Raw genomic sequence first — 1424 nt, forward strand, 5'->3', positions numbered from 1 at the left:
TGTCGTTGCGGTGATTGAGTTGGTCGGTGGGATTGCATTGATTCTTGGATTGCTCACTCGCTATGTATCTGGGCTTTTGGTTATTGTTTTGATCGGCGCCATTTTTACAGCAAAATTGTCCGGCGGGTTGATGGGGAATGGTCAAGGCGCTGGCTATGAGCTGGATATTGCTTTTATTCTGGTAGCTCTTCATCTGGTATTTGCTCCAACGACTCGATTGTCTCTGGATTCTTTGTTCAGCCGTCGTGAGTCAACCAAACAATAATTTTTGATTAGCTTTAGTCCTCCAATCCATGTAGAAAGAGGGAAATCTCATGACAGCACATATTCATGACAACACCAAAATCGGGCAGGTTTCATTAAAGGTTAGTAACTTGGCGCGTTCTATTCAATTTTATACAGAGGTCGTTGGCTTTCAGCTGCTGCGTCAAACGGCGGATACCGCTGAATTGACTGTCGATGGGAAGCATGCGCTACTGATCCTTAACTATATTGAAAATGCAGTTATTCTGCCGCGTCAATCTGCTGCCGGGTTATATCACTTTGCTATTCTTCTCCCAAACCGTGTAGCTCTGGGCCTGTCTTTACGTAATCTGCTGGCTCATGAGATTGAAATCGGACAGGGAGACCATGATGTAAGTGAAGCTCTATATATCCATGACCCTGATAATAACGGAATCGAAATCTATGCAGATCGTCCCCGTGATCAGTGGAAAAAGGATGCAAATGGATTTTACATGATGGGAACAGATCCCGTGGATGCAGAAGACTTGGTTGCGATTTCCGAAAATCAACCTTGGCAGGGACTACCGCAGGGAACGGTAATCGGGCACGTCCACTTCCATGTGTCTAATTTGCTCAAAGCACAGCAATTTTATTGCGATGTGCTTGGCTTTGACATTACGTGCCGGTATGGCTCTTCAGCCTTGTTCGTTTCCGCAGGTGGTTACCACCACCATATGGGCTTGAATATATGGGCAGGTGAAGGAGCACCACCAGCTCCTGAGCACGCTGCAGGATTGGATTATTTTGAATCGATCGTACCGGATCAGAAGGAACTGGATGCCATTGTCGCTCGTTTAGAGGCAGCAGGCTATGGAATGCAAGAACGCGATGGCGCCAAGTATGTAGCTGATCCGTTCCGCATTCAAATTAAACTGATTAACGGTCAAATCTCGTAACATAGAAGACACGCAACAAAAAAGGGTATTCCTATGAGCCGTAAAGGCTGGGAATACCCTTTTTTCCGTATACTTAGAACAAGCTCCAGTCCAAATCCCGAGACATCTTCTCCAGCAAGTGTACACCGGCTGTACTGTTGCCCATACGGTTCAGAGAAGGTCCAACCAGTCCAATGCCATATCGTCCGGGTACCATCGTCATAATACTGCCTGATACGCCGCTTTTGGCAGGTAGTCCGACTT

Annotated in this window: 3 protein-coding genes; 2 read left to right on the top strand and 1 reads right to left on the bottom strand. The window is 46.6% G+C overall.

Annotated elements, in window-relative coordinates; all coding sequences use genetic code 11:
* Positions 1-265 (top strand): DoxX family protein (locus tag GRP75_RS26875; RefSeq protein ID WP_160790879.1); only part of this gene is annotated, 265 nt, incomplete at its 5' end.
* A gap of 49 nt (positions 266-314) precedes the next feature.
* Positions 315-1181: a VOC family protein gene (locus tag GRP75_RS26880; protein ID WP_160790880.1), complete on the top strand. Its 867-nt coding sequence runs from the start codon at positions 315-317 to the stop codon at positions 1179-1181.
* Between the two features lie 73 nt (positions 1182-1254).
* Here the strand turns inward: GRP75_RS26880 and GRP75_RS26885 are convergent.
* The coding region (locus GRP75_RS26885; RefSeq protein WP_160790881.1) for a glutaminase at positions 1255-1424 on the bottom strand (170 nt) is incomplete at its 5' end.

Source organism: Paenibacillus sp. OT2-17 (genome assembly GCF_009827695.1).
In the GTDB taxonomy this organism is placed as follows: domain Bacteria; phylum Bacillota; class Bacilli; order Paenibacillales; family Paenibacillaceae; genus Paenibacillus; species Paenibacillus polymyxa_B.